The following is a 25,644-nucleotide window of genomic DNA, read 5'->3' on the forward strand; positions in this document are numbered from 1 at the left end:
GTGAGGAACATCGCGTCACTCCGGTGAGCAGGCTCCCTGCCTGGGCTTCCGCGCGAACCAGGCTGTTGTCACGCCGCCAACGAAGCACCTGTTCGAAGGCCGTCGCAGAATCTGTGAGGACTGATGCTGACCAGATGCTGACTCCCAAAGCCCGGTACTTGGGTTCTTCTGCAGCCTGGCTTGCGGTAGGACACTGCAGAGAACAGGAGCGCCGACATCGTCTTGGACGACACCTCCTGCGGCAGCAAGAGCTGGCATACCTCCACTGCCGTAAGGCGAATGACCCGCAGGCCGATCAGCCAGCAGGCACCCGTGAGCGTGCAGGCGTGACGACACAGGACCCGGGCCTTTGAGAAGGCCCAGGTCCCTACAAGGCAGTGTCACGCGGTGGCACTGTGCGTCAGCGCACGGGCCTTGGCCGCCCACTCTCCCATCCTCGTGATGGCGGAGGTCAGTTGCTTCACCGCGGCGGAGATCTCCTTAACCGGCTTGCGGAGGTGCCTGCTCACCCGGACCATGGCGCCCGCCGAGGTGCCGAAGGAGCCGATCTGCGCCAGACCGTCTTGCGCAGCCTCGTCCAGGGACATCAGCTGCTCCAGGAACTCCTCCGCGCCCTCGCCGCGCTCATTGGGCGGCGTCATCTCGATGAGCCCCAGCGCGGCCCGCACCCCGCTGTCCAGAGTCGCCATCCGCGCCGCGAACGCAGCGGCGACAGTGTTCAGTTCGCTCGCCGGTGCGCTGATCGTCTCCGCATACCGGGCCACGGCGGCGAGCCGTGCGCTCATGGGCGCGTTCGCCTGGGCCAGATCGAGCATCTCGGTGCCGGACTGCTCGGTCAGCGATCCAATCGTCTCAATCGTCTTCGTGATCGCCTCCATGTCCGCGGCAGTCTCGTCCAGCCCATCCTCAATCACGGCGAAGTCGTCGAGCAGACCTGGCGAGTCCTCGTCCTCCCCCTTCCCCCCGTCGCCGACCTCCGAGGCGGAGGCCGTTCCGTCACCAATCTGGAGTCCGGGCAGCACCCGTGCCGGCGTGAGGAGTTCGAAGCCGTCCCGGAGCCCGGCCTCCAAAGCGCTCTCGATCTCCTTGCGCGCTCCAGCTAGTTGGCTGCGCGTCCGCTGGTAGCGGATGGTCCTGATCGACGCGATGTCGAAGGGTAGCTGCCCTGCCTCCCCGATGTGGATCGTCGGCTTACCCGTGATGTGCCGCAGCCCCAGCTCGTACATAACGTTGGGGTTGCCACCGCTGACGTCCGCGACGACCAAGTCGGACTCGACGACATGCCGGCAGATCTGCTCGTTGATGTCACCGGCGTGCGCGATACCGTCCGCGCGCATGGCGCTGATGCCGTACTTCTCGCAAGCAGGGGCAATCACCTGCTCGAAGATACCGAGGTGGTGCTCGTACGCCTCGCGCTCGGAGCTGCCGTGCGCGGCGTGCGGGTCACCGATGGGCCCGATGACGAAGCATTTCCAGGGCTGGTCGGATTCCTGTCGGAGCGTCTGTGACGTGATCATGCAGGATCCTCCGATGCGCGAGTGTGGCTCTCGTGGGGCCGGGCTGCGGGCGCCGTCTCGTCCTCCAAGGGGACGGCGTACACCGGCCGCTCCTCGATGCCGAGGGTGCGCAGCAGGTAGGCGGTGGGGATGCGATAGTGTCCGCCGACCCGCAGCACGGGGCACGGGAAGGCGCCGAGGCGGATCAGCTTGTACGCCGTCGCGGGGCAGATACCAAAGGCGCGGGCGGCTGTGCGCAGGTCGACGCTGAGGGGCAGATCGAGGGCCTCCGCGAAGCCAAGCGGCGGGCCGGACCGCCGGCTCACCGCCGGCCTCCCGCGGGACGCAGGACCAGCGTGCCGATGAGGTCGGCCTCCTCATGGCGGCGAGCCCGGAACACCAGGTCGGGCAGGCGGGCACCGGTCCGCCGGCCGTCGCCCCGGGGGCGCGGCTCGGCGAAACGGAGCGTGGCGTACAGGCCCTCGCGGCGGGGTGGGGGCGCGATGTGCACTTCCCATCCCTCGAACGGGCGCGGCCGTTCCTCTGGCGAGTCGGTGGCGTTGCGGGCTTCTGCGAAGGCACCAATGTCAATGACAGGGATCTCCCGCGTGACGCGCTTCGCGTAGGCCCACATCTGGTTCACCGCTTCCTTAATCAGGCAGCCGCCCGGATCCGGACCGTCCAGGTCCGCCACGTCGAGGGCGGCAAGCACGGCCAGGACGGCCTCCGCCTCGAGGTCAGCCCGGTCGACCCGCCGCCAGAGGCGCAGGATCCTGTGCAGGTTCCGGTACAGCCCTGGGAGAACCAGCCAGACGACGAGCAGCCGTCCGGTGCCGTTGCCGTCGCGCGGCTCCCGCCGGGCGTCGATGACAGCCTGACGCCAGACCGCCGCGCCCAGCGCCGCGTCCCGTCGTGGGCCGTAGAGCGCCCTCCGGCTCTCCTCCGGGGAGAGCAGGACCGTATGGGAGCCGACGTGCACCGTTAGGGACGGCCGCGTGGCGCCGGGCGGTCCGAGGACGCCCTGGTCGATCCGGGCGAAGACGCTCCCGGGTCCGGTCGATGTCATCCCTCCTCCTTTCCGGCCTTCTCGGGCCGTAGGTATGCCAGGGCGGCAGCGGCTCGGCCGCAGGCACGTGCGAGTTCGGTCAGGGCCGACAGCACAGCCGTCTGCCACGTCATACGGGCTCGGGGCGCCGTCCCGTTTCGGCGCGGGGACGGTGTGGCGGGCGGGTGGAAGTGAATCCCTCCGTACACGGCGTGGCCGACGTTCACCCCGTAGTCCGCCCACTGGCTGTCGCCCCGCTCGCGCCAGGGCGGGGTCTCGTAGGGGGCCGTCACCGGGCGGGCCCGGAGTCGGCTGGCGGCGGGGACACGGGCAGTCCGACGGTGAGGCCGCCGACGACGTCCCGACCGACAGCGACGCCCTGGTGGACATGCTGGGACAGGGTCGTCCGGCTCGGGGCCCCAGTGTCCGGCGAGGGCTCAGGCTCCGGGGCTTGCGCCAAGGACGACCGCACGTCGTCCGGCGCGTAGCCCGGCACGCGGATCCAGCCGTAGCCGCTGAACTCCTTCTCCCGCACATGGACCCGCACGTACTGCGCAGGGTCAAGGTCCCGCCGCCCAGACCGCACGACGTCCTGGTACAGCCGGTCCGACACGATGACGGCAAGATCCGCCGCGGTGAGAGCGGCGAATACGGCCCTGAGCTGGAGTGCGTTGACGTAGCGCGCCACGGCGACCGGGGCCGGACCGGCGTGGCCGAGGGCGGCGTCCGCGACCACGCCGGTGTCCACGGCCATCCGTAGCCTGACTCGCTGGGCGGCCGGGCGGGTGTTGCGGTCCCCGAGACGGACCGCGAGGTGGTGGACGAAGGGGCCTACCACTGCATCCTCCGGCGTGGCTTCGGGGAGGACGGCGAACTCCAGGTCGCCCTGCGGCTGACGCTTCCAGGCTGCCCTGTCCAGCCCGGTCAGCGTCGCCGCCTCGTCCAGCATCCGGACCAGCTCGGACTGGACGGCCAACTGCGTCCGGGTGTCGAGACGGCCGTACTGCTCCACATCCGCGGCCAGGCACAGCCGGCGGTGCGGCAGGCCAGCCGGCGGCCGGGGAGGAGAGAACTTTTTCATGACACCTCGCCACCTTCCAGGTGGAGTTGGGTGCGGTACACGCCAACAGTGGGCGGAAGGGGCGGGAACGGCTGCACAAGCCGCATTAATGCGGCTTACTTGCCATGCTCCAAGGTCACGGCACACTCAGCCGGGCTGCCTTACGCAGCCGGACCATGTCCTCGACGGAGGTCTTCCGATCGCCGGTGGTGATGATTTGGCGCTTCCGTAGGTGAGCGAGAGCCTTGTGAACGGTGTCCGTGGTGGACGCGGTGAGCGCGGCGAACTCCGGCTGGGACAACTCCACCTCGATGCGCATCTTGTTCCAGTTGGGTCCCCTAAACGTCTCTGCGGGCCGGCCGTACGACTCCGCGAGTTCAACGAGGACTCGTGCCAGTCGGACCGGGAGCGGGTATCGGCCGAGTTCGAGACGCAAACGGTCGGACCGGCGCAGCCGAGCGCAGGCCATCTGGAAGAGCGACACCGTCATCGCAGGACGGGCGAGGAGGAAGGCATCTAGCTCATGTTTCGGGACGACGGCGGCGACCACGTCGGTGCAGGCGGTGACCGTGGCCGATCGCGGTCCGACACCCATCGCCGCCCCTTCGCCCACGACATCCCCACCGTTCCAGATGTCCACGAGCGACATCCGGTCACGGCCCAGCCGGGCAGTCACCTTCACCAAGCCTTCGTGGAGGACCACCAAGTCCTGGGTGTGGTCACCCTCATGGAGAAGTACGTCTCCCCTGGTATAGCGATGTTGGCTGCCGAGCTGTTCGAAAGCCGCGCGCGCTTCAGGCGGCAATGTGTCGAGGAAGGCCACGCGGCCGCTGCGATTCCAACCATGCTTCATCCTCACAGGACAGCACTCGCTCACCGGGGGCGGCGGACGTTTCGGATCGGCCGATCGGCGCGCCGGACGCACGCCGGGGCGCGCGGCAGCGCACGCCGGGAGCATCCTGCGGTCTGGTCCCGTTCAGCGCCGGTCGGAGTCGTTGATCGCCTCGGCCACGCCGTAGGACCCGAACAGCAGCAGTTCGTCCAGTAGATCGAGAATCTCGGACCTGGGCGCGGGTGACGATGCCTGGACATACGCGCGAACCAGCAGGCGGCCGATGTGGCGGGCGTCGGCCGCCACACCACGGGCCAAGTCGGCGGAAGCGGCTCCGAACACCGCGACAAAGCGCCGCGCACATGCCAGAACCAGTTCGTCGACCTGGTCCGGGGCGTCCTCGATCGTGATCAACAACTGAGACAGGGCGACCCCGAAGGCGCGGGAGTCGATCAGCGCGGTCAGTGTCCGCCGATAGGCCCAGAGAGGCTGGCCGCGAAGCGCGGCGGCCACTTCAGCGGCGGCTTCTCGCACGTCCTCCTCGGGGTCGTGGAAGAACCGGACGAGTGCGTGATGGGCGAGCGCCGCGTCACCGGTGGTCAGGAGGCGCTGGGCGCACACGTCGGCGGCTCCCTGCCGCTGTGCCGTGTCGTCTCCGGCAAGCACCTTGGCCAGCAGGTCAGGGATCTCCCACTCCATCGCTGCCAGCGCGGCGACCTGGCCCCCGACCCGGCGCACTGGCTCCACCGGGGAGTACAGCATGCGCTCCGTCAGCGGTCCGACCGACGCCGGGTCTCCGTGCATTAGGGCAACGGCCAGGCGGACAACGTACGGTGACGCCAGAAGGTGGTCGGGGGACTGGACGAGCACCGCGAACGCATCGGCCGCCGCCGGGCGGTCGTGACGGATCGCAGCATGCAGCACGTGGGCCACGCACGCCCGGACGTCGAGTGAGGGGTCGGCCGCCAGTCGGCGCAGGTGGGGGACAATCAGGGCGGCGCGAGACCCGTCCGCGTCGTGGACTAGCAGATCGCCCAGGCTCTCGGCCGCGCTCCCTCGTACGGTGTTCATCCCGGCGGTCAGCAGGTCACGCGTCGCATCGCCTCCGTCCGCGCTGGACAGATCGTCGGCGTCGCTCGGCTCGCCCGAGTCGAGAGCGCGGCTCAGGAGTGCCTCCACCAGGTCGAACGGCACGTGGTCGAGGTACTTCCGCAGGGCGTGCCCCAGCCACCGGTCCTGCTCCGGCCTGCCCCTGCCCGCGAAGTGGCGCACCGCCGCGAAGACGGTCTCCGGATCGTCGTACTGCTCGGCTTCCCCTAGGCCGAGGAGCAGCGAGGCACCGTAGGCCGGGTGCGTCCCGGCATCGATCCGCATGGCGAACCGCGCGAAGCGGCCGGGGTCCGCCACCGTCACGCTCCGCAGAACGTGGGACAGCTCGCGCGCCCCACCGGTATGGGTCATCCAGTCGGTTCGGTCCCGGCCGTGCTTCCTCATGGCCTTCAGCCACTGGTCGTCACTCATGTGCTGGGCCGCTTCCGCCGGGATGGGCGATCCGACGAACCCGCCCGTCGCCCCCTCCGGTTCGTCCGGCTCTCGTCGGTCGCCGTGAAGCCGGCGGAGTTCTCCGAGCCGACGCGTCGCCCGCTCGGAGAGCCGCCCTTCGGGAAGCGCCGTCAACAGAGTGAATTCGTGCCAGGGCGAGAGTCTGCCGTCCGGGGGGAGGCGCAGGTGAAGCAGGGACTGCTCCAGCCGCCCGAAAGAGTTGTCGGGCAGGACGCCGCCGATGGCGCGGAGAACCTCGCGGGCGCCCCATACGGCATTTGCTGCGTAGCCGGACAGCAAACGGTGTCCGCCTTGGAGAAGAATTTCGGCGGACCACGGGGCAAGGTCGGATCCCCCTGCGGCGAGGACCTGGTAGAGCAGCCACTGCGCCGCTTCGTACGGCTCACTCACCAACTGTTCCACGAGCTGACGCGCTCGCATGGCGTCCCGGCCTGCCGTACTCCGCAGAGCTTGGGCCATGCCTTGCAGCAGGGCGTCGCCCAGGTCGCCGGGGTCGTCGCCGGGATGGCGGTGCGAGAAATGGCGGTCATGGACGGGCCACCCCGTCCGCATCGAGTAAGCGGTCAGGCTCATGACGGCCAGGAGGAGCGGCAGGAACCGGATGCAGAACTCCTCCGGTGCGCCCGCAGCGGCGGCGCTCACCGTCTTGAGCGCCGCGTAGTCACGGATCCGCAGTACCGCCACCCTGCCTTGGGCGTCGAGTTGGAGGGCGTCCGGGCGTTCCAGCAACGCGCCCAGCAACTCGACCGCCCAAAGGGGTTCTTCGACCGCCAGATCGCCCGCCGCGTACCAGAGAGCGTGTTCGAGGCCAGTGAAGAGGCCCGCTCGCACGCCGTCGAGCAGGAGATCGAAGAGGGGGCGGCTGCCGGCAAGGCGAGCGCGGGGAACGATCCGGATCAGCCACGCACCGTACCCGGGGTAAGCGGTGTGCGGTTCCAGCAGGCGGGCCACCCGGTTGGGCAGGGTGTCGGCGACCGCCGCCAACAGTTTGACTGCCCGTTCATGTTCTCTCGTGTCGACGCTGTCGAGCCAGTTCCTGAAGACTCCCTCGTCGTCCCCGCGACGGAACCAGGCAGGCGTGCCGAGCATGTCGACGAGGCGGTCCCGGAAGGGCGGGCGGGTGTCCAGCACACGGGCTACGGCGCCCCACTCGGCAGCGGTGGGAGCATCCAGGCCGCGCAGCACGGCCAGGGTCAGGTGCTTGAGGTGGTAGCGGATGTCCGGACTTGTCAGTAGCGCCTCGACCTCCTCGGCGAACCGTTCCGGGGCGAGATCCCACAGGTGATCGAGTACCTGCCGGAGCTGTCCGCGGCGGAACAGCTCCTGCTCCCCGCCGGTGAGGAAGACGACAAGGCTTTCTTCCCGCCGAAGCCATTCGCGGGCGAAGGCGTAGTCGAAGAAGTTCTCGTGAAAGAAGGCCAGTTGACGGCCGTCGTACCGCACAAAGACGTGTTCTGACTCCAGTACCTTCCGGCTGACGGCGAGATCGTCCGTGTCGAGCACGCTCTGCGGCACGGAGAGCCGCTGGCGCGCACTCATGGCGGTGACGACTGTCGAGACCGCGTCGTGGAAACGCACGGACGGACGCCGGGCGCACGCCTCCAGTTTGGTGTCCCAGAAGGCGTCGAAAAGCTGCCGAGTGGTGTGAAAGAGGAGGGCCTCCTCCTGGTCCGCGACCTGGGCGAGGAGAACGAGATTCAGCGGTGAGCGCAGCAACGCCCTTTGTGGCGCGGTCAGTCGGGATACATCCAGGCCCATGCCCGTGACGGCGGTGTCGATCTGGGCATCGGAGAGCGACCCGACCGTAACGCGTGAGCAGTGGTCCGGAGCGATGAGCCTGCGGATGCGGGCGTCGGCCTCGGCGTCGAACGCGCGGCACGCCAGGACCACCTGCATGCCGGGATGCGCCGCAGCCTCGTCCACCAGGTCGGCCACCGCGTCGAAGGTTTCCGGGATGCGTCCTGACGCCATACTGACGGCGTCGAGCTGGTCCACGACGAGCACGCAGGGTCGCCCGTCCGCCACGGCGCCGAGAGCGCCGACTGGGGACATGGGCAGACCGACACGCTGCCCCAGCTCATGGGTCGAGCCGAAGGGTTCCAAACGGTCGAGACGGAAAGCGAGCACCGGAGTGGCCGCCTCGTCGAGGACGGTGAAGGTCTGATGCAGCACAGCGCTCTTCCCGCCGCCCGCGGTTCCGGTCAGCAGGACGAGCCGCCGGGCGCCCTCCCTGACCTCCGCAACGAGGCGGGTGGCCTCCTCCCGGGGGATCGTGGGCCGGAGCAGCGTACGTTCGACACTCGCTGACCACCGGCGCGTCACCGTTCTCACGGTTTCGGACACCGCGACGGCGTCGGCCCGCACGACGCGCCGCAGTCCGTACGGCGCCAGCCGGGTGGTGAGGGCCGCGGCGTCGAGTGTGGTTCCCAGGTTGTCGAGAAGGACTCGGCCGAGGGCAAGCGTCGCCAGGCGGCCCGGTGCCCCTGCCAAGGCCTGTTCGGCCAGGACCGCGTTGGTGTGCACGAGATCCCGTTCGTCGTGCCACTCCACCCGAAGCCCTCGCAACATCCTCCAGGCCGCCTCGGTCGAGCCGTAGATGCCCTTCGAGGCGAGGGCGTTGAAGGGACCCCGGAGTTCGTCCGTCAGCCACTCGGCCTCATAGGAGGCGAGATCGTCGGAGCGACGGGCCCGGTCGGAGAGTTCGTCGAGCGCACGGGCGGGGAGTACGGAAACAAAGTGGAACGCCCGACCAACCTCGACATGTGAACGCAGGCTCTCCCATACTCCTTTGTCGCGAAGAGAGGCCACATTCCAGCTGTTCGCGTTGCGGTTCTGCCGCTTGACCTGGTGGACCTCCGTCCCGTGGTCGTGCCGGTAGACGAACTCCACCCCGTCACCCAGCGGCCCACCCGGTTCAACGCAGAGCGACGCGCCCGAACCCAGGAGGACGTACAGGGCATGTCTGATCGTCCAGGCTTCCTCATAGCGGTTGCCGAACTTGTCCGTCTCGCCACCCAGCCGCGGTGCCACCGTGCCCCCTCCGGCCCGGTTAGGCGGGCCGCGTGCGCCTGGACGCTACCGCATGCATGTGTGAGGCACGCCAAGGATTGCTGAGCAAGCCTCACTTAACAGGGCTGGCGGCGATCCGCCTTCTACAATCAGCCTGCGCGACACGTCTGGCATTGAGAAGCTGTCAACCGCGCACGCTCCATTAGCGAGCCGGGCTCCCATCACGGTCCTCACTCAACCGTCCGGTTGCGTCCTAAGAAGTGGTGTACGGGCTCCCGCCTGATCCGGGCGCTTGGCCCGGCGTCGGGGTGAGGGCCCGGATATGAGAACGGCCACCGGCTGGTCTTCGAGATGTCGAAAGTCGAAGGAGATCAGCGCGATGACCGTACCCGACAGTCTGCCCCTGCACACCCTCGCCGAAGAAGATCTCGCCCCGGTAAGTCCCGCTGCTGCGCGCTATGGTCAAAACGTTCGCCGACGCCCTCTGCAACGCTGAATACGGACAGGTCAGCGATAAGAGGTCATCCGTCGCAACGGCTATCGTCCGCGCGAGTGGGACACCCGCACCGAGCCGTCGAGCTCGCCGTTCCCAAGCCGGCTCATGGGGGCGGTCCTGGCCGAGCAGAACGACGAGTAGACCGAGGCCCGCCGCTACACGGGCCGCGAACTCTTCTCCAAGTCCCGCCTCCATCCGATCGAGTCAGAAACCGACGACACCGTCCTCACCGCATAACCTCAAACACGAGATCACCGAGTGGCCGTCGATAAACCACTCCAGCGGACATGACCCCTTCGCGATTGCAGTCTTCGCAGGCTGGAGAGAAGTTCCACCAGACGTCTGCTCTGGTATCGGTGATGGGCTTCTCCTGGTCAATCATGGGGCCCGGGGAACGACCGTGGTAGTCACACAGGCCCCGCTGCGCTGTCAGGGCCATGAGCCACTACCAGGTCTCCTGCTTGCCTCGCTCACCGCGACGGATCTCGTCCATCGCACCCCCTCTGTTGCTGCGGGCTGATCAACGGCGATCGTAGGAGGCGGGACTGACAATCGAGGGGCGAGCCGGACGTCGCGGTGGACGTCCCCGCTGCCCCGCCTTCGCTGACGGACGTCTGCCATAGAGACAGCACCGGCCCCGAGCCGATGCTGTGAGCACTGGTCGTGAATGGGTCCAGCCGGAAGCCTTCCGACCAGTTCTTCGAGCTGGCTGTTACCGAGTTCCACCGTCGGGACCCAGACTGGACCTGGGAGTGGGAACGGGATGCAGTGTTTGACCGTTACCGCAGCTCAGTTTCACCGTGAGTCCACTGCCGGGTATCGCGCGGCCGCCTTGCACATCCGTCGTGCAGGGCAGCCACCCACCGTGGACGACTTCGGGCTGGAACCAGCTGGCTACACCGCACCCTCTCGTTGCAACGGCGGTAGAGGGGATGGACGCGATGACCGTCTCTCAGGCGTTCTCGTCATGGATCCGCACACCCAGATCCTCCGCCCACTCAAGCGCCCACGCCTTGAGTTCTTCGATCTGCCGGGAGGTGAGGCCGTACGCGGTGTAGTCCTCATCCTCGTACCAGTCCGCGCCGATCAGCCGGTCCCGGAGGTCTTCGAGGCTGAACTCGTCGTGGGCGCGACGGCGGCCCAGGGATTCGAGGTCGGCGATGGAGCGGTGGCGGGAGGCAGCCTGGACGTCGATGAGGTCGCGGACGGTGCCGCGGTCGGCGAGGGCACGGACCTTGGTGCCGATCACGTCGTCGAGGGAAAGAACGGGACCGTAGGGGGTCTGGGCGGGCGGAACCCAGAACGCCTCCTTGAGGACGTCGACCTCGCACTCCTCGCCGGTGTCCGGATCGGTGACGAGGAACCGGCCGCTGAGCGGATCGGTCTGGACGTGCGTGGTCCGCCATCCGCGCGCGCTGAGGCCTGCCGTGAGTGAGGCGACGATCTCCTGCATCGGAGCGGGGTTCTCGGTGGCGACGTCGAGGTCACGGCTGAAGCGTTCGACCAGGCCATGGGCCTGCACGGCGTAGCCGCCGGTGAGAACCAGAGGGTAAGGAGAGCCTAGGTCGAGGATGTCGGCGAGGAGACGCTCGTGGAGCGGAGTGAGCTTCACGCGGCGGTCGTGTCGGCCTGAGCGGTGCGGAGCAGCTCGGGGAAGGCGTGCTCCCAGACCTCTCGGATGTAGGGACTGATCAAGCGCCGCAGCATGGGCCACTGCTCGGTGAGTAGCCGGTGGTGCAGGAGGGCCACCAGGTCCTCACCCAGTCCTTCGGCGAGGACGGTCCGGTACAGCGTCATGCGGGACTTCGGACGGTCCAGGCTGTAGCTCGTCCGCCCCGACCAGACGATGTGGAGCGGCAGGTCCACGTTGCCCTCGACGGGGCCGGCCAGCTCCTGCAAGCGCTCGGGCAGCCGGCTGCGGTAGCGGTCCCGCAGCACCTCGGCACGGAGGGCGGTGGTCGTCGTGTCCATGCATCCAGTATCGCTGCTGGGGGACGGCGGCATGGCGGATACGGGGCTCCCCTGTCGTGCGTACGGGTCGGGTGCCGCCTACCCTTCCCTTGGGCACCTCACCCAGTGAGCACCCAGCCCATCAGGGCATGCCTGCTTTGTACAGGTCAAGGGCGTGATGGGCGAGAGGGCCGACACGTGCGTGGGGTGACGCGCCGCCTGCTGCCGAGCACAGCGAGGGTCACGTCCTGCTACATGGGCTGCCTGGCTGAAGCGGGGGTTGTCAGTCGCCCCACGTGATGTAGGTCTTGTCCGCCGTCGGCGTAGAACTGCCCCCAGTCGGCGCCTTGCTTGATGAGAATGTAGCTTCGGTCAGCCGCCGACACCGGAGCGGCTGGGGCTCCTATGACCGGCACTGCGGCCATCGCCGCGGTTGACGCGGTCCGGATCAGATTCCCGCGCCTCACTGGTCCCCCGAGGAGCAGGGGTGCCGACGACTTCCGCCAGGGCGTCTGCGGCCTCGGGGGTCAGTCGGTAGAACCCTTGGAGGCTGACCGACTTCTCGAGGCGGCCGTCCACCACGTACTTCAGACCGCGGGTCCGGCCTCGGCGGTTGCGCCAGGTGAGCCTCGCGAGCAGGTCACCGGGGACGGCCAGGTCGAAGCGTACGGGCGTCGCGTCCACGTGCACCGTCTCGGCGCCGCAGCCGTTGGCGCCGAGCATCGACCAGTCGCCGTGTCCGGGATACGCAGGGTCCTCCCATGTGGTGGGGGCCGCGCCGCAGCAGTCGCGTCGCTCCGTGTCGATCACTTGCATCCGGCTCACTACGAACACCTCGCGCTGGTTGACATGCAGGGCGTACACCTCGTCCCCGGCGCGAGCGCCGGTCCACGCGGGCAGGGAGGAGTGAGCGCCGCCGAAGGCGACGGGCGGTCGCTCGCCCACGCGGCCCGCCTTGCGCAGCGCACGGCACGTGTCATGGGTCCACAGGACGGTGAAGGCATCAGACATGCCGTGATCCTATGAACGGGCACTGACAGCCTCCGGCGAGGCAGTGCTCATGGAGTCGTCACCGGCGTCGACACGACGATCCACCGCGGCGACGCCTGCGTGACACCCGAGGCGCCCGGGGCGCCCGGGGCGTCCAGAACGCTTTGTGCGTGCCTGGATGAACCGGCTCACCGGCATGCTCCCCGAGCCCCCGGAAGGGGAGGCTCGGGGGAACGGGAGGCGGGCACGTCGATGATCAGCGACTTCGGGGGTATCCGGTGCACATGGCGAGGGCAAGGGGAGGTCACGCGGTGCGGGTGTCGGTGTCGGTTTCGGTGTCGTGGTGGAGCCGGCTCGCGGCGGTCTCGCAGAAGGCTTCCAGGCCGGACAGCAGGGCGGTCCGCTTGGCGGCGGGCATCTGCTCCAGCACCGCCCGCAGTTCCCGCTCCCTGCGCTCCCGCAGGTCGTCGAGGAAGGCACGTCCCCGCTTGGTGAGGTGGAGGCGTACTTCACGTCGGCTGGTCGCGCTCACGGTGCGTTCGACGAAGCCGACCGCCTGCAACCGGTCGCACAGCCGGCTGGTCGACGGGGGCGTGGAGGCCAGGGAACCGGCGAGCGTGCGCAGGTTGATCCCCTCGTGGTGCTCCAGGATGAACAGCACCCGCAGCTGGGAGACCGAGGCCGGGGCGGTCGATGCCCGGCCCCAGAGCACCTCCAGCAGCTCCGCGGCCGTGGAGGTCACGCGCGCGACCTCGTCGGGGCGGGGACGGGAAGCAGTCACGGTCACACTCTCGCAGACGCTGGGACGCGGGCCAGCCTACTAGGCGCGCGAGACCGGGGACAGACGACTCGGTCGACCGGCGCACCTCCCGCGAACAGATACCCGGCGAGGTCCTTCCTCCTTCCTCGCCCCTACATGAGAATGGGTTTCCTTTCCTCGTGAACAGATTCGTGGCCGCTGAACGCGCTCTGCGTACGGCGGCGCCTCATGAGCTGCTCGACGCCGTCCGGCACGTGCTGACCCAGCGCTACGCGGCACGGTCGGTCGAACTGTTCATGGCCGACTACGGCTTGACCGTGCTGCAACCGGTGTCCGTGCTGCCGCACACCACCGATCCGGTCCCGGTGCACGACAGCGCCGCGGGCCGCGCCTTCGGAGCACAGCAACCGCATGTCGAGTCCTTGCGGGACGGTCTGGTGCGCCTGCACCTGCCCGTCACGGTGCGCGGTGACCGGCTCGGCGTGCTGTCGGTGACCCTGCACGACCGCGACCGCGCGGACGGCACCGTGTCCGAACTGGCCGACGTGGCCCAAGTGCTGGCGCACGAGGTCGTCGTCGCGGAGCGCGAGACCGACGTGTACATGCAGGCGCGCCGCAGGAACCGGTTGACGCTGGCCGCGGAGATGCAGTGGCAGCTCCTGCCCGGCCGTTCCTGTGCGCGGCCCGAGTACCGGCTCGGCGCCCAGCTCGAACCGGCCTACGCCATCTTCGGTGACAACTTCGACTGGTCCGCCACCGCGGACCACCTGCTGCTGTACGTCACCAACGGCATGGGGGAGGGAATCGAAGCCTCGCTGCTGACGAATCTGGCCATCAGCGCCCTGCGCAACGCGCGACGGGCCGGTCTCCCGCTGGCCGACCAGGCGGCGCTCGCGGACCAGGCCGTCTACGCGCACTACCGGGGCCGCCGCTACCTGTCGGTGCTGATGCTGGACTTCGAACTGGCCACCGGTCGCGTGTCCGTCGTGGACGCCGGATCACCGCGGATGCTGCGCCTGCGGGACGGCGTCGTCGAGCGCGTCGAGTTGGAGGCGCAACTGCCGCTGGGCATGTTCGAGGACACCGACTACGTGTGCCAGGAGGTGCGCGCCGAGCCCGGTGACCGGCTCCTCTTCGTCAGCGACGGCGTCTACGGGGTGGCTTCACCCAAGGGAGAGGCGTACGGGGACGCCTCACTGGGCCGGGCGATCCAGGCCACCCGCCTGCTGCCCGCCGCGGAGGTCCCGCGCGCCGTCCTGCGCGAGCTGAAGGGCCACCGCGGCCAGTCGTCCTCGGACGACGACGCCCTGGTGGTCTGCCTGGACTGGCTGGGGCGCTGACGCACGGCCGTCCGCACCTCGATACGTGGACGGATGGTGAAGGTCTGCGTGCGGCCCGTGGACGCGCGAGCAGGCCGCAGCCCCGAGAACTCCGGGCTTTTCGGCCGTCGTCGGGCACGGGGCGACGGCCGTCGGCGCGAGCGGTGGTTGCACAAGCCAGCGCACTACGGGACTGTTGTCGTTAGGCATCTGTTTTCTTCGCTAAGTGAGGTGAGGGTCCACGCGTAGGGGCCCCGTTGCATGACTTCTCCCCCGGCCCGTTCCCGCACCGCTGCCGCAGGCACGGTGAGCGCCGCGACCGCCCCCTGCCCGGTGGTGGTCATAACCGCGGACGGGCATGTCGTGGAACTCAACGCCGCGGCCGCGGGGCTGCTGCCGGCCGCCCGTTCCGGCCGGCCCCTGCTGTCCCCGGACTGGCTCGCCGCCGCGAGCGGGGACACCCGTGCCGTGTCCGGGCCGGTCGGCGATCGGTTCTTCTCCGCCCATCCGTCCGCCGCGGCCGGGGACAGCACCGCGTGGTGGCTGGTGGACGAGACCGAGTGCCGGTCGCTCCTGACGGAGCTGGAGGCGGAGCGCGCCCGCACCCGCTTCCTCAACGAAGCCTCCACCGCCCTGCTCTCCTCGCTGAACCTGGACCGCTGCACGGAGGTGACCGCCCGCCTGGCCACCCAGCACCTGGCGGACGCCGCGCTGGTCATCTCCCCCGCCGTGAACGGCAGGCTGCCGGTCGTGCTCTGCGACCACCGGGGGGAGGTGTCCCGGCTCGCGGTCCCGGACTCCCCCGGCACCGTGCCCGGCCTCACCGAGGCCCTGCGCGGGTTCCCGCCGGTGCCCGCGCAGTGGATAGACCCGTCCTCCGCCCCCGGGTGGCTGGTGCCCGCGGACTTCGGCGAGGTCGGTTCCCTGGCGGTCACTCCACTGCCGGGCCACGGGGTGTCGGCGGGCGCCCTGGTCCTGTTGCGCCGGGGGCGGGAGGCGGCCTTCACCGACGGGGACGAGATACTGGCCAGGCTCTTCGCCGCCCGGGCGGGTGCGGCCATGTCGGCCGCCCGTCTCTACGCCGAGCAGAACAGGATCTCCGAGACGCTGATGCGGGAGCTGCTGCCGCCCACGCTGGAGCAGTTGGAGGGCGTGGACTTCGCGGGCGGCTACCGGCCGAGCATGGACACGGAACGCGTCGGCGGGGACTTCTACGACGTCCACCCGCCCGGGGAGGACTTGCCCGAGACCCTCGCCGTACTCGGGGACGTGGCGGGCAAGGGACTGGAAGCCGCGGTGCTCACCGGCAAGATCCGCAACACGTTGCAGGCGCTGCTCCCGCTGGCCGGCGACCACACCAGGATGCTGCGGCTGCTGAACAACGCGATGCGCACCAGCCACCACACCCGCTTCGCGACCCTCGTGCTGGCCTCCGTCCGACGCGAGGAGAGCGACGTGGTGCTGCGTCTCACCGCCGCGGGCCACCCGCCGCCGCTCGTGCTGCGCCGCGACGGCACCGTGGAGGAGGCCGACACCCGCGGAAGCCTCATCGGTGTCCTGCCCACCATCGCCGCGCGCACCGCACACGTACGGCTCGCGCCGGGAGAGACCTGCCTGTTGTTCACCGACGGCGTCACCGAGGCCAGGGGCGGCCCGCTGGGCGACACCCTGTTCGGCGAGCAGCGGCTCATGCGCGCGGCGGCCGAATGCGTCGGCATGCCGGCCGAAGCCGTCGTCGAGCGGATCCAGATGGTGACCGCGCAGTGGCTCGGTGACGGACGGCACGACGACATCGCCGTCATGGCCATCACGGCTCCACGGGGCTCGCACCTCAGCGCGGTGGACGGGACGACCCGGGGCAGGTACACGGCATGAGCATCCACACGGCCGACGTCGACGACCGGGCCGACGGGCCGCCCGCCGGCTCCCGCCCCGCGTCGCCGCACGGCGACGAGCGGGCCGCGCGCTGGGCGGACCGGCTCTGGTCCGCGGTACTGGCCGGGGACACCCACGCGGCCGTCGACGTCGTCGAGGACGCCCTCGCCGCGGGTCTCGACGCCGAGGCGGTGCTGCTGGACGTCATCGCCGCCGTCCAGCACCGGGTCGGCGTCGAGTGGGCCGCGAACCGCCTGAGCGTGGCCGGGGAGCACACCGCCACCGCGATCAACGACCGCGCGATCGCCGCCCTGCCGGTAGGCCGCCCCGGCACACCGCGCGGCCGCGTCACCGTCGCCTGCGTGGACCAGGAGTGGCACGCGCTGCCGGCCCGGCTGGTGGCCGAGACCCTGCGCCTGCGGGGCTGGCAGGTCGACTACCTCGGCGCTCAGGTGCCCACGGCCCACCTGATAGGCCACATCCACCGCACCGGCCCGGACGCGGTGTGCCTGTCCAGTTCCCTGGCCACCCGGCTGCCGCTCGCCCACCGGGCGATCACCGCCGTCCAGGCCGCGGGGCCGCCCGTCATGACGGGCGGTCTCGCCTTCGGGGCGGACGGGCGCTACGCCCGCCTGCTGGGCGCGGACGCCTGGGCCCCGGACGCACGCGCGGCCGCCGACAGGCTCGCCGCCGGCCCTCTCCCGCGGCCGGCACCCGCCCATCAGGTGATCGACGATCTGCCCCACCTGGGCGATCAGGAGTACACCATGGTCGCCGGTTCGTCGGCCCGTCTGGTGCGCGACACCTTCCACGCCCTTCAGGAGCGGTTCTCGTTCGTGCGGGACTACACCGACGAACAGCGCGAGCGCACCGCCGAGGACCTCGCCCACATCGTCGACTTCCTCACCGCGGCCCTCTACGTCGACGCTCCCGAGATCTTCACCGGCTTCCTCGCCTGGACCGCCGACGTCCTCTCCGCCCGCGGGGTGCCCGTGCGGGCACTCATGCCGGGCCTCGATCTCCTGGAGGAGCAACTGCGCGACTTCCCGCGCGCCCGTGACTACATCGACGCCGGACGCGGCACCCTCACCGCCCGCCCCTGACCCGCGACACTGGACGAACACCGTGACCACATCCCCGGACGCAGAACCCCACGCCGCCTCGCCGTCGCCCGGCCCGCGGCGCACCGTACGCCTGGCGCTCACCGGCGACCTGGACCACGACACCTGCGGAGACCTGCTGCGACAGGTCCGGCTGGCGCTGCGGGAACACGAGGGCGCGGAAGAACTGCGGCTGGACTGCGGGGAACTCGGCGCGGTCGACTCCATGGGACTGTCGACGCTGCTACAGATACACCGCGAGGCCTGCCGGGACGGGATCGGCTTCCGCCTGGACGACATAGGCCCGGTGCTCAAGCGCCTGCTCGATCTCACCGGCACCTACGAGCACCTGCACGCCTCCCAAGGACCCACCACGGCGGCCGACGGCCAACACCCGTGAACCGGAACCGGGGGCGGCGTCCTGGCCGTCACAGGTGGCCGTCCGCCCGCGGGGCCGTCACGGCCCCGGCCTGATCGCGAACACCCAGCGGTTGCCTCCCAGCGCGTCGTTCGGCTCGGGCAGCGGACCGCGGCCGTGTCGGCGGGTGAAGTCGAACGGGGTGTGGACCGAAGTGGTCCAGCCCCGCTGCCCCAGGGCGGCCGCGGAGTCGGGACGCGGTTCCCTGCTGAACAGGTCGAGCAGGTCGATGCCGAGTTGGTGGTGCGTCGAGGTGTAGAGCGGGCTGTCGCGGTGTTCCAGCAGGTCCTTGTCGAGCTTGACCTCGTAGGCCAGGGCGCTCCCCGGTGCGCTCAGTCGGTCCACCGCACCGATCAGGTAGGTCTCGGCCGCACTGGGCAGGTAGAACAGCAGCCCCTCGACCAGCCAGACGGCGGGTGCCGCCGGGTCGAAGCCGGCGTCGGTCAGCGCGCCGGCCCAGTCGTCGCGCAGATCGGTCGGGATCGGTACGCGCGTGGTCCGCGGCGCGGCCGAGACGGCGTCGAGCACCTGGTGCTTGAAGGCCAGTACGCCGTCCCTGTCGATCTCGTAGAGGACGCATCCGGGTGGCCAGTCGAGGCGGAAGGCGCGGGTGTCCAGTCCGGCACCGAGCAGCACCACCTGGCGGGCGCCGCCCGCGTGCAACGAGTCGAGGAGGAAGTCGTCGAGGACTCTCGTCCGCAGGCCGAAGTAGCGCGCGAACCGCCCCCACAGCGGGTTCGCGTCCCCGTCGGGCACCTGGCGCAGGCGCACGGGCCAGCCGGCGGACGCCGGTGCGGCACGTACGAAGTGCTCGGCGTAGACGTCCTGGGCCAGGCTGTCGGCGCGATGGGTCTCGATCGCCCGGGCCGCCGCCACCAGGAGCGCGGTCACCCCGACGCCTCCTTCCACGCCTTGCACCTCGGTGTCTCGCTGTGCGGTGTCGGCCATGCTTCTCCCCTGTCGGTCGTGGATGAGGGCGGCCGCACGAGCGGCCGGTGGTTCAGTCCCGTGGCCCCTCGGGGATCAGCACGGGTTTGACGACACGGCCCGCGTCGCAGTCGCGTTCGGCCTCGTTGATGTCCGCGAGCGGATAGGTGCGGATGAGTTGGTCGAAGGGGAACAGTCCGTCCTGCCACAGCGCCGTCAGCCGCGGGATCAGGAGGCCGGGGACCGCGTCCCCCTCGCAGATGTGCGAGATGCTGCGGCCCCGGTCCAGGGTCCCCGGTTCGAGCGGCAGCGCCGTGTGCAGCCGTGCCACCAGTCCGAGGCGACCGGTGGGGCGCAGGGACCGCAGGGCGTCGTTGATCAGCGCGCCGTCGGCCGTGGTGTCCAGTGCGTACTGGGCGCCGCCGTCGGTCAGCCGCCGGATGCGTGCGGGCAGGTCGCTCGCCGCGGCGTGCAGCGGGACCGCGTGGAACCGCTCGGCGAGCGCCAGGCGTTCGGGACTGCGGTCGACGGCCACCGTCGTCGCCCCCGCCGCCGTGGCCGCCATCACCGCGGCCAGCCCGACGGCGCCCGCGCCGAACACCGCGAGGGTGTCGCCGGGAGTGACGCCGAAGGAGTTGAGGACCGCCCCGGCCCCGGTGAGGAAGCCGCAGCCGAGCGGCCCGAGCAGTTCGACGGGCAGCGTCGGATCGACCCGTACGGCGTTGCGGGCCGGCACCGTCGCATACTCGGCGAAGGAGGACTGTCCGAACCAGCGGGGGGCCAGCGCTCCCCCGGCCGCGTCGGTGAACCGGGCGGCGTTCTCCGCTCGTCCGCCGAAGAGGTTCAGGGCGGCGAAGGAGTCGCAGTACGCGGGGGCGGCGCCCAGGCAGGCGCGGCAGTGCCCGCAGGAGTCGAAGCTCAGCACGACGTGGTCGCCGACGTGCAGCCCGGTGGCCGAGCCTCCCGTCTCGACCACGACTCCCGCGCCCTCGTGTCCGAGTACGGCCGGCAGGGGACTGCGGCCCGCGGAGCGGCGCACGGCGAGGTCGGTCCGGCACATCCCGCAGCCCGCGATCCGCACCACGACCTCCCCGTCGGCCGGGCCCTCGTCCAGCATCACCTCCTCCAGTGCGAACGGGGCCTCGTAGGAACGCAGTACGGCCGCACGGAACTTCACCTCAGGTCTCCTCCCGGCGGTGCACGACGAACGGTCTGAGGTTCCCGGCGAGGCCCCAGGGGCCGCCGGCGACACCGACGCCACTGTCCTTGGCTCCCGCGAAGGGCTGGGCGAGGGACAGTTCGGCATGGTGGTTGATCCATGCCGTCCCGCACTCCAGGCGGTCCGCCACCGCCTCGGCCCGCTCGGGATCCCCCGACCACACCGAGCCGCCCAGGGCGTACCGGGTGCCGTTGGCCGCCTCGACGGCGTCGTCCAGGCTGTCGTACGGCAGGACGGGCAGCACCGGACCGAACTGCTCCTCCGTCACCACGGGACTGTCGGGGGGTACGTCGGCCAGGACGGTCGGCGCGAAGAAGTACCCGGGCAGTCCCGGGCGGTGGCCTCCGGCGGCGGCCCGGGCACCGCCCGCGAGGGCCCGGGCCGTGCAGTCCTCGATCCGGGAGAGCTGGGCCGCGTTGTTGAGCGGCCCGAGTTGCGAGCCGGGTTCGAGCCCCGGCCCGACCACGGTCGCTCTGGCCCGGTGGGCGAGGGCCTCGACCACCCGGGAGTAGAGGCGGGCCGGGGCGTAGACGCGCTTGACCGCCATGCAGACCTGACCGCAGTTGCGGAACGCGGCCCAGAACAAGCGGTCCGCGATCCGCTCGACGTCGACGTCCTCCAGCAGGATGGCCGCGTCGTTGCCGCCCAGTTCCAGGGTGACCCGGGCGAGTGAGTCCGCCGCGCCGCGGGCGACGGCCCGCCCGGTGGGCGCGGAGCCGGTGAAGGTCACGTGCCGGATGCCCTCGTGCGAGGCGAGGCGGGCGCCGAGCGGTTCGTGACCGGTGACGATCGTCAGCACGCCCTCGGGGAGCGCGTCCGCGACGACGTCGGCCAGCAGCCGCGTGGCGAGGGGGGTGTGCGGGGAGGGTTTGAGGATCACCGTGTTGCCGGCGGCGAGCGCCGGCGCGAACTTCGCCGAGGCGAGCTGGAGGGGGAAGTTCCACGGGACGATCGCGGCGACGGGCCCGAGCGACCGCCAGCGGATCTCGCTGCGTACGGCCCGGCCGTCCCTGATCGGCCGCGTCCCCTGTTCCAGCTCGGCGAAGTAGCGCATCCGGGCGGCCGTTCGGGCGACTTCCGCGTACGACTCGGTCAGCGGCTTGCCCTGTTCACGGGTGAGCAGCGGGGCGAGGTCGGCTTCGGCGGCCGCCACGGCGTCGGCCGCCGCGAGCAGCGCGCTGGTCCGGGCGGCCGGGTCGGCCCGCCAGCCGCGCCAGGCGGTGTGCGCGCGCTCGACCAGGGCGTCCAACGCGTCCGGTGTCTGGTCCGGGGCCTCGTCGAAGGCCTCGCCCGTGGCCGGATCGACGACCGCGAAGTGCCGGTCACCGCGTCCGGACACGGCTCGGTGGCGTGAGGTCGCCATGTCCGCGCTCAGCTCGCGGGCGCGGCTGCCGCGTGGTTCCGGACGTGCTGGTCCAGCTGTGTCCGGAACGCGGCCACCAGGTGCGGCCGGATCCGCCCGGCCTTGCGGTCACCCCCTTCGCAGACGGCGCCGCGCACCCCGACGATGTCCGTCCCGATGCGTGTCAGGTCCGCGAGGTCGCCGCTCCCGACGCTTCCCGCCAGTGCGGCGAGGAGGCCGGCTTCGTGGGCGCGTCGGACGAACTCCGCGCAGACCGGGGGCGGAACGTGGTCGAACAGCCGGGTCCCGTCCTTGATCGCCGTGTCGAGCATGGCCGCGTCGGATCCGGAGCGGCGGGCGATGTCCGGCAGCGCCAGCGGATTGACGCAGCCGATCCGGTGGGCGTCGGCGTAGCCCGAGGCGACGACGAAGGCGTCCGGCCTGAAGTCCTTGACCGCGCGGACCACCCCGCGCATGACGTCGACGGCCTGCTCGGGCGTCGTGCAGCCGTAGAGGCCGACCTTGATGTAGGTGGCTCCGGAGACGGCCGCGCCGAGCGCCGCCTGGGCCACCGTGCCGGGCTTGTACGGAACGTCTCCGACGGTGGCGGAGACCGGCTTGTCGGCCGGCACCGCCGCCCGGATCTCGCGGATGACCCACGGGTAGTTGGCCCCGAGGGAGCCCTCATCGGGCTTCTTGACGTCGACGATGTCGAGGTGCTGGGCCGCCTTCGCGCATACGAGGGCTTCCTCGACACTGTCCGGAGAGATGAGAAGCAACAAGGTGGGACCCTTCCCCTCCATGGCCACCCGCCGGAGCAGGTGTGCGGATCCGCCGGTCTCGCGTGCGGTCCGCACATCATTTCCGTGGCCGTCGGGTCCCGGCAGGGCGCGCGGAGTGACGAATGGGTCATTGCCGAGCCCGGTCCACGCCCCGCGCAAAGCGCCGTCTGCGCGGCGGTCCCACGGGCGATCCGAGCGTCGAAGTGCCCTGCCGAGGTGCGCGGACGGCATCGATCTCGTCCCCGCGCGGCCGACCGCGACGACGGCTCGGTGTCCCCCGTCGACCGCCGGTTACGGCACCGTGTAGCCGGCGGCGCGGAAGAGTTCGTACCACTCGGGCCGGGTGAGCGGGAGGTCCGAACCGAGCGCGGCGGCGGCGACGCGCTCCGGTGTGGTGGTGCCGAGGACGACCTGCATCCGCGCGGGGTGGCGGGTGATCCAGGCGACCGCGATCGCCTCGGCGGGCACGCCGTACTTCTCGCTCAGGCGGTCGATCACGGCGTTCAGCTCGGGGTGGCGCGGCGAGCCGAGGAACGGGCCGTCGAAGAACCCGGCCTGGAAGGGCGACCAGGCCTGGACGGTGATGTCGTGCAGGCGGCAGTAGTCGACGATGCCGTCGTCGCGCACGACGGACTGGTCGAGGCCCTGCATGTTGGCGGCGACGCCCTGCGCGATCATCGGGGCGTGCGTGATCGAGAGCTGGAGCTGGTTGGCGACGATCGGTTGTGTCACGTACTTGCGCAGCAGATCGAGCTGCCGCGGGGTCTGGTTGGAGACGCCGAAGGCACGCACCTTGCCGGCGGCCGACAGGTCGTCGAAGGCGCGGGCCACTTCCTCCGGTTCGACGAGCGCGTCGGGACGGTGCAGCAGCAGGATGTCGAGGTAGTCGGTGTCCAGCGCCTCGAGCGAACCGTTCACCGACGCCACGATGTGCTCGTAGGAGAAGTCGAAGTACGGGCCGTCCTTGACGATGCCGGCCTTCGTCTGGATGACGAACCGCTCGCGCTCCGAGGAGCTCAGTTTCATGGCTTCCGCGAAGCGGCGCTCGCAGCCGTGGCTGCCCGAGCCGTACACGTCCGCGTGGTCGAGGAAGGTGATGCCGGCGTCCCGCGCCGTGTGCACGAGCGTGCGCACGGCGTCGTCGCTCATGTCCTGGATGCGCATCAGGCCGAGGACGACGTTGGGGACGGTCATGTCGGTGCCGGGCAGGGTGAAGGTCTTCATGCGGCTCTTTCGCTGGGGCTCGAAGGGGTCGGGAGACGGAACGGGAGACGGATCGGGCGGCGCCGGATCAGCCGGACAGGAGCGCGACCTGCTCGGGGGTGAGTTCGAGGTCGGCCGCGGCGGCGGAGTCGCGGATGCTCGCGGGGCGCGAGGCGCCGGGGATCGGGATCACCACCGGCGCGAGGGCGAGCTGCCAGGCGAGTGCGACCTGGTGGACGCTGGTGCCGGTCTCGTCGGCGACCTGGCGGAACACCGTGTGACGCGCCGCCAGGTCCTTGGCGTTCGCGATGCCGCCGAGCGGGCTCCAGGGCAGGAACGCGATACCGAGACCGGCGCAGTGCTCCAGTTCGGACTGGCTGGAGCGGAAGGCGGGCGAGAACTGGTTCTGCACCGAGACGAGCCGGCCGTCGAGCACGTCGCGGGCCTCGTCGATCTGCGCCACGTCGGCGTTCGAGATCCCGGCCATGAGGATGACGCCCTCGTCCAGCAGCTCGCGGAGCGCACCGACCGAGTCGGCGTACGGGACGGCCGGGTCCGGGCGGTGGAACTGGTAGAGGCCGATCGCCTCGACGCCGAGGCGCCGGGCGGACTCCTTGGCCGCGCGCTTGAGGTGTGCGGGGTCCCCGTTGCGCGTCCACGTGCCGTCGCCGGGGCGCAGGTGTCCGCCCTTGGTCGCGACCAGGACGTCGGCGGCGCCCGTGCCGTACTCGCGCAGTGCGCGGGCGACGAGTTCCTCGTTGTGCCCCACCTCGTTGGCGTCGCGGTGGTAGGAGTCGGCCGTGTCGACGAGGGTGACGCCCGCGTCGAGCGCGGCGTGGATGGTGGCGATCGACCGCTCCTGGTCCGGACGCCCCTCGATGGACATCGGCATGCCGCCGAGGCCGATCGCGGAGACGGTCCGGTCGCCGATGGTGCGCTGCTGCATGGCTCTCCTCGTCCTGGACGCTCTGCTGAGCGCGGGGTGCCGCGCGGGTTCCCGTGGTCACTCTAGGAACCGTTCGATCCAGAAATCCAACAGCTCCTGCTTCTGGGATTCAGAAGTACGGGATGTGGATCCGGTGCTGCGGCAGGGACCTCACAGGAATCGGCGAATGGGCTGCACGGCCGCCTCGCGGGCGCGCTGGAGCACGGATCGCCGCCGCCAGCGATCGCGCCGGATCGGCTCGCTGACCGCCTTGTCGGCCTCGAAGTGGCGGTCGAGGGTGGCGGTGAACCCCGCGTCGAGCACGGCGAGCATGACCTCCTCGTCGTGGTCGAGGGAGCGCCGGTTGAAGTTGGTCGAGCCGACCAGTGCGGCCGTGTGGTCGACGGTCATGACCTTGGCGTGCATCATCGTCGGCCGGTAGTGGTAGATCTTCACGCCGCAGGCCAGGAGCGACTCGTAGTGGTGCTCCCCCGCCAGCCGGCACACCCGCTTGTCGGTGTGCGGGCCGGGCAGCAGGATCTCCACCTCCACCCCGCGCCGTGCGGCCGCGCACAGGAGGCCGACGAAGTAGGCGTCCGGGGAGAAGTAGGCCGTGGCCAGTCTGAACCGCTCCTCGGCGGACTCGATCATGACCCGGACGAGGGTCTGCATGTCCTGCCAGCCGAAACTGGCGGAGCCGCGCACGACTTGGACCACCGCGTCCCCCTGGGGGCGGTGGCCGGTGAACCGGTCGCGTTCGTCGAAGAGTTCGTCGTGGCACTCGGCCCAGTTCTGGGCGAAGGCGGCCGCGATGCCGTCCACGGCGGGTCCTTGGACCCGAACGTGGGTGTCCCGCCACTCGCGCGGGTTGCGGGCGTCGCCGCACCACTCCTCGGCGATCCCCACACCGCCGGTGAAGGCGACCTGCTCGTCGACGACCAGGACCTTGCGGTGGCAGCGGTGGTTCTGCTTGAACGGCGACAGGTGCGCGGGCTTGCGGAACCAGGCCACCTGGACGCCCGTCCGGTCCATCTCGGCCAGCAGGTCGCCGTCTATGAGCCTGCTGCCGAAGCCGTCCAGCAACAGACGTACGCGCACCCCGGCTCGCGCGCGCTCCGCCAGCGCGTGCGCGAAGTCGCGGGCGACGTCGCCCTTCCAGTACACGAAGGTCATCATGTCCACGGTGTGCTCGGCGGACCGGATGGCGTCGAGCATGGCCGGGAAGATCTCGTCTCCGTTGCGCAGGGCGTGCAGGGCGTTTCCCTCGGTCGCCGCGATGCCGATCAGACGCTCCAGTCGGCGGCGCAGGCGCAGGGCACGCGCGTCCGTGGCA

At 70.6% G+C, this 25,644-nt stretch carries 21 protein-coding genes; 4 read left to right on the forward strand and 17 right to left on the reverse strand.

The window, feature by feature from the left end; translation table 11 throughout:
• Nucleotides 1–380: 380 nt before the first annotated feature.
• The 10 genes from B9W62_RS04530 to B9W62_RS04575 form a co-directional block, all read right to left on the reverse strand.
• On the reverse strand, nt 381–1,517 hold the full coding sequence (locus tag B9W62_RS04530) for a hypothetical protein (protein WP_256976182.1): 1,137 nt from the start codon (nt 1,515–1,517) through the stop codon (nt 381–383).
• Nucleotides 1,514–1,822, reverse strand: a complete 309-nt coding sequence (locus B9W62_RS04535) for a helix-turn-helix domain-containing protein (RefSeq protein WP_087805405.1) — start codon at nt 1,820–1,822, stop codon at nt 1,514–1,516. Before B9W62_RS04535 ends, B9W62_RS04530 begins: the two co-directional genes overlap by 4 nt.
• Complete coding sequence (locus B9W62_RS40085) at nt 1,819–2,562, reverse strand: hypothetical protein (RefSeq protein ID WP_087805407.1); 744 nt, start codon at nt 2,560–2,562, stop codon at nt 1,819–1,821. Before B9W62_RS40085 ends, B9W62_RS04535 begins: the two co-directional genes overlap by 4 nt.
• A gap of 268 nt (nt 2,563–2,830) precedes the next feature.
• Nucleotides 2,831–3,622 (reverse strand): hypothetical protein, encoded by a 792-nt coding sequence (locus tag B9W62_RS04545; RefSeq protein WP_087805409.1) that lies wholly within the window; start codon nt 3,620–3,622, stop codon nt 2,831–2,833.
• A 115-nt stretch (nt 3,623–3,737) separates the two neighbouring features.
• Nucleotides 3,738–4,424, reverse strand: coding sequence for a Crp/Fnr family transcriptional regulator (locus B9W62_RS04550; protein WP_179235344.1), 687 nt, complete (start codon nt 4,422–4,424; stop codon nt 3,738–3,740).
• 153 nt (nt 4,425–4,577) lie between these two features.
• Nucleotides 4,578–9,026: a hypothetical protein gene (locus tag B9W62_RS04555; protein ID WP_087805413.1), complete on the reverse strand. Its 4,449-nt coding sequence runs from the start codon at nt 9,024–9,026 to the stop codon at nt 4,578–4,580.
• 1,427 nt (nt 9,027–10,453) lie between these two features.
• Nucleotides 10,454–11,113, reverse strand: a complete 660-nt coding sequence (locus B9W62_RS04560) for a nucleotidyl transferase AbiEii/AbiGii toxin family protein (protein WP_087805415.1) — start codon at nt 11,111–11,113, stop codon at nt 10,454–10,456.
• Nucleotides 11,110–11,472 carry a hypothetical protein gene (locus tag B9W62_RS04565; RefSeq protein WP_087805417.1) on the reverse strand — a complete coding sequence of 121 codons (363 nt, stop codon included), beginning with the start codon at nt 11,470–11,472 and terminating at the stop codon, nt 11,110–11,112. Before B9W62_RS04565 ends, B9W62_RS04560 begins: the two co-directional genes overlap by 4 nt.
• 351 nt (nt 11,473–11,823) lie before the next feature.
• Nucleotides 11,824–12,462, reverse strand: coding sequence for a hypothetical protein (locus tag B9W62_RS04570; protein WP_256976183.1), 639 nt, complete (start codon nt 12,460–12,462; stop codon nt 11,824–11,826).
• Nucleotides 12,463–12,745: 283 nt separating this feature from the next.
• On the reverse strand, nt 12,746–13,228 hold the full coding sequence (locus B9W62_RS04575; protein ID WP_087805419.1) for a MarR family winged helix-turn-helix transcriptional regulator: 483 nt from the start codon (nt 13,226–13,228) through the stop codon (nt 12,746–12,748).
• Nucleotides 13,229–13,380: 152 nt separating this feature from the next.
• Between B9W62_RS04575 and B9W62_RS04580 the strand changes: the two genes are divergently transcribed.
• The 4 genes from B9W62_RS04580 to B9W62_RS04595 all read left to right on the forward strand — a co-directional run bounded on the left by B9W62_RS04580 (nt 13,381) and on the right by B9W62_RS04595 (nt 17,895).
• The gene (locus B9W62_RS04580) at nt 13,381–14,541 is read left to right on the forward strand and encodes a PP2C family protein-serine/threonine phosphatase (protein WP_087805421.1); all 1,161 of its coding nucleotides are present in this window, start codon (nt 13,381–13,383) and stop codon (nt 14,539–14,541) included.
• A 240-nt stretch (nt 14,542–14,781) separates the two neighbouring features.
• Nucleotides 14,782–16,395, forward strand: coding sequence for a PP2C family protein-serine/threonine phosphatase (locus tag B9W62_RS04585; protein ID WP_087805423.1), 1,614 nt, complete (start codon nt 14,782–14,784; stop codon nt 16,393–16,395).
• Nucleotides 16,392–17,498, forward strand: coding sequence for a cobalamin B12-binding domain-containing protein (locus tag B9W62_RS04590; RefSeq protein ID WP_087805425.1), 1,107 nt, complete (start codon nt 16,392–16,394; stop codon nt 17,496–17,498). The genes B9W62_RS04585 and B9W62_RS04590 overlap by 4 nt, the downstream gene beginning before the upstream one ends.
• Before the next feature lie 22 nt (nt 17,499–17,520).
• A complete protein-coding gene (locus B9W62_RS04595) occupies nt 17,521–17,895 on the forward strand; it encodes an STAS domain-containing protein (RefSeq protein WP_087805427.1) in 375 nt (124 codons plus the stop codon).
• A 57-nt stretch (nt 17,896–17,952) separates the two neighbouring features.
• On the opposite strand, the gene B9W62_RS04600 is transcribed toward B9W62_RS04595, so the two are convergent.
• The 7 genes from B9W62_RS04600 to B9W62_RS04630 form a co-directional block, all read right to left on the reverse strand.
• Nucleotides 17,953–18,861: a class I SAM-dependent methyltransferase gene (locus tag B9W62_RS04600; protein WP_087805429.1), complete on the reverse strand. Its 909-nt coding sequence runs from the start codon at nt 18,859–18,861 to the stop codon at nt 17,953–17,955.
• Between the two features lie 52 nt (nt 18,862–18,913).
• Nucleotides 18,914–20,017, reverse strand: coding sequence for an NAD(P)-dependent alcohol dehydrogenase (locus B9W62_RS04605; protein WP_087805431.1), 1,104 nt, complete (start codon nt 20,015–20,017; stop codon nt 18,914–18,916).
• A gap of 1 nt (nt 20,018) precedes the next feature.
• Nucleotides 20,019–21,422, reverse strand: a complete 1,404-nt coding sequence (locus B9W62_RS04610) for an aldehyde dehydrogenase family protein (RefSeq protein WP_087805432.1) — start codon at nt 21,420–21,422, stop codon at nt 20,019–20,021.
• An 8-nt stretch (nt 21,423–21,430) separates the two neighbouring features.
• Nucleotides 21,431–22,183 carry a (5-formylfuran-3-yl)methyl phosphate synthase gene (locus tag B9W62_RS04615; protein ID WP_087811742.1) on the reverse strand — a complete coding sequence of 251 codons (753 nt, stop codon included), beginning with the start codon at nt 22,181–22,183 and terminating at the stop codon, nt 21,431–21,433.
• A gap of 291 nt (nt 22,184–22,474) precedes the next feature.
• Complete coding sequence (locus B9W62_RS04620; protein ID WP_087805434.1) at nt 22,475–23,407, reverse strand: aldo/keto reductase; 933 nt, start codon at nt 23,405–23,407, stop codon at nt 22,475–22,477.
• Between the two features lie 67 nt (nt 23,408–23,474).
• A complete protein-coding gene (locus B9W62_RS04625; protein WP_087805436.1) occupies nt 23,475–24,332 on the reverse strand; it encodes an aldo/keto reductase in 858 nt (285 codons plus the stop codon).
• Nucleotides 24,333–24,482: 150 nt separating this feature from the next.
• The coding region (locus B9W62_RS04630; RefSeq protein ID WP_373433662.1) for a phospholipase D-like domain-containing protein at nt 24,483–25,644 on the reverse strand (1,162 nt) is incomplete at its 5' end.

This window comes from Streptomyces sp. CS113 (assembly GCF_002188365.1).
Classification (GTDB): Bacteria; Actinomycetota; Actinomycetes; order Streptomycetales; family Streptomycetaceae; genus Streptomyces; species Streptomyces tendae.

Bases quoted from the DNA above. Each gene is read 5' to 3' on its own strand.
- B9W62_RS04530 (WP_256976182.1), bottom strand. From the start codon at position 1,517: ATGATCACGTCACAGACGCTCCGACAGGAATCCGACCAGCCCTGGAAA.
- B9W62_RS40085 (WP_087805407.1), bottom strand. From the start codon at position 2,562: ATGACATCGACCGGACCCGGGAGCGTCTTCGCCCGGATCGACCAGGGC.
- B9W62_RS04545 (WP_087805409.1), bottom strand. From the start codon at position 3,622: ATGAAAAAGTTCTCTCCTCCCCGGCCGCCGGCTGGCCTGCCGCACCGC.
- B9W62_RS04565 (WP_087805417.1), bottom strand. From the start codon at position 11,472: ATGGACACGACGACCACCGCCCTCCGTGCCGAGGTGCTGCGGGACCGC.
- B9W62_RS04570 (WP_256976183.1), bottom strand. From the start codon at position 12,462: ATGTCTGATGCCTTCACCGTCCTGTGGACCCATGACACGTGCCGTGCG.
- B9W62_RS04585 (WP_087805423.1), top strand. From the start codon at position 14,782: ATGACTTCTCCCCCGGCCCGTTCCCGCACCGCTGCCGCAGGCACGGTG.
- B9W62_RS04590 (WP_087805425.1), top strand. From the start codon at position 16,392: ATGAGCATCCACACGGCCGACGTCGACGACCGGGCCGACGGGCCGCCC.
- B9W62_RS04600 (WP_087805429.1), bottom strand. From the start codon at position 18,861: ATGGCCGACACCGCACAGCGAGACACCGAGGTGCAAGGCGTGGAAGGA.
- B9W62_RS04610 (WP_087805432.1), bottom strand. From the start codon at position 21,422: ATGGCGACCTCACGCCACCGAGCCGTGTCCGGACGCGGTGACCGGCAC.
- B9W62_RS04620 (WP_087805434.1), bottom strand. From the start codon at position 23,407: ATGAAGACCTTCACCCTGCCCGGCACCGACATGACCGTCCCCAACGTC.
- B9W62_RS04625 (WP_087805436.1), bottom strand. From the start codon at position 24,332: ATGCAGCAGCGCACCATCGGCGACCGGACCGTCTCCGCGATCGGCCTC.